The sequence below is a fragment of the Microbacterium ginsengisoli genome, from assembly GCF_000956535.1.
Taxonomy (GTDB): Bacteria; Actinomycetota; Actinomycetes; order Actinomycetales; family Microbacteriaceae; genus Microbacterium; species Microbacterium ginsengisoli.
Genome location: NZ_JYIY01000013.1, coordinates 1 through 1,344 on the forward strand (window position 1 = coordinate 1; position 1,344 = coordinate 1,344).

Annotated in this window: 2 protein-coding genes; both read left to right on the forward strand. The window is 67.5% G+C overall.

The features are described 5' to 3' along the window. Positions 1–88 precede the first annotated feature (88 nt). Positions 89–391 carry a helix-turn-helix domain-containing protein gene (locus RR49_RS00085; protein ID WP_245610920.1) on the forward strand — a complete coding sequence of 101 codons (303 nt, stop codon included), beginning with the start codon at positions 89–91 and terminating at the stop codon, positions 389–391. 98 nt (positions 392–489) lie between these two features. Continuing rightward, complete coding sequence (locus RR49_RS00090; protein ID WP_245610921.1) at positions 490–1,335, forward strand: integrase core domain-containing protein; 846 nt, start codon at positions 490–492, stop codon at positions 1,333–1,335. Positions 1,336–1,344: the final 9 nt, after the last annotated feature.

Genomic DNA, 1,344 nt, shown 5'->3' on the forward strand with positions numbered 1-1,344 from the left:
TGTCCCGCGTCAAGATTTCTGGCAGGCCGGTTGTGAGGGCATGATCGGCGTCTGAGATGCCGGGAGGCTGTTGATGGGAAGGCCGCCGGTGATCCCGCCGGAGAAGAAGACGCGGATCGTGCTCGCGGTCATTGCGGGCGAGACGACGATCGCTGAGGCCGCGAGGAAAGAGCAGGTCTCGGAGCAATCCATCGGCCGGTGGAGGTCCGATTTCCTCGAGGCGGGGAAGGCTGCGCTGGTTTCCGGACGGACTGGTCCGACGACCCGGGAGGAACAGCTCGAGGCCGAGGTCGCCGACCTGACCCAGGCGCTCGGCGAGGCCGCCGTCGAGTTACGGGTCTGGAAGAAGAGCGCGGAGGGCCGCCTGGGCCCTTCGAGGCCCTCGAGGTAATCCGTGTCGATGCCGGGATGCCGACCTCGAGGTTTTGCCAACTGGTCGGCGTCCCGGAACGGTCATGGCGGCGGTGGCAGGCGAAAGCGAAAGCCGGGTTGCCGCCGAAAGGGCCGTGGCCGGCGCCGACCCGTGACGCGCACCGCGACGGCATCCGGAACCTCGCGACGAAGCATGCCGCGTGGGGGCATCGGAAGATCTGGGCTCTCGCCCGCCACAACGGCCATCAGCTCGCTCCCTCGACCGTGCTGCGGATCCTGGACGAGGAAGGACTGCTGCTCAAAGCCGACTACCAGCGCGAGCGACGCCAGCTCGCGAAGGCGAGGAAGGCAGCGTTCGCGGACGCGCCGACCGCCCCGCTGCAGGCCTGGCAGCTCGACTTCTCCGAGTTCGAGACCGCCGCGGGCGGCACCTGGAGAGTCGCGGGATGCATCGATTACTGGTCGAAATACGAACTCGGATGGCACTGGTCCCCGACCGCGAACCAACACGACGCGATCACCGCTATCGAGCTCGCTCTCGCCGAAGCAGAGCGTCTGCTCGACGGGCCGAGCCTGCTGGAACATCTCACCGACCCCACCACCGGCGAGACCGTCCCGATCACGCTCGTGACCGACAACGGCGGCCCGTTCCGCTCATTCCGCTTCGAAGCGTTCATCGCCTCACGACCCGAGCTGCGTCACGTCCGCACCCGCGTCCGCACGCCCGGCCAGAACGGGGTCCGCGAACGCGGGTTCCAGACCCTGAAATACGAGCGCCTCTATCGCGAGAGCGTCGACGACCACCTCGACCTCGTCCGCATCGCCGAGCAGCACCGGATCGAGTTCAACGAAACCCGCCCCCACGAAGCACTCGCCTGGAACCGCCCCCTCGAGGTCCACCTCGGCCTCGCCGACCCGACAACCCCGACCTTTCAACGCGAAGAAATCCTGCCAACTACTTGACGCGGGACA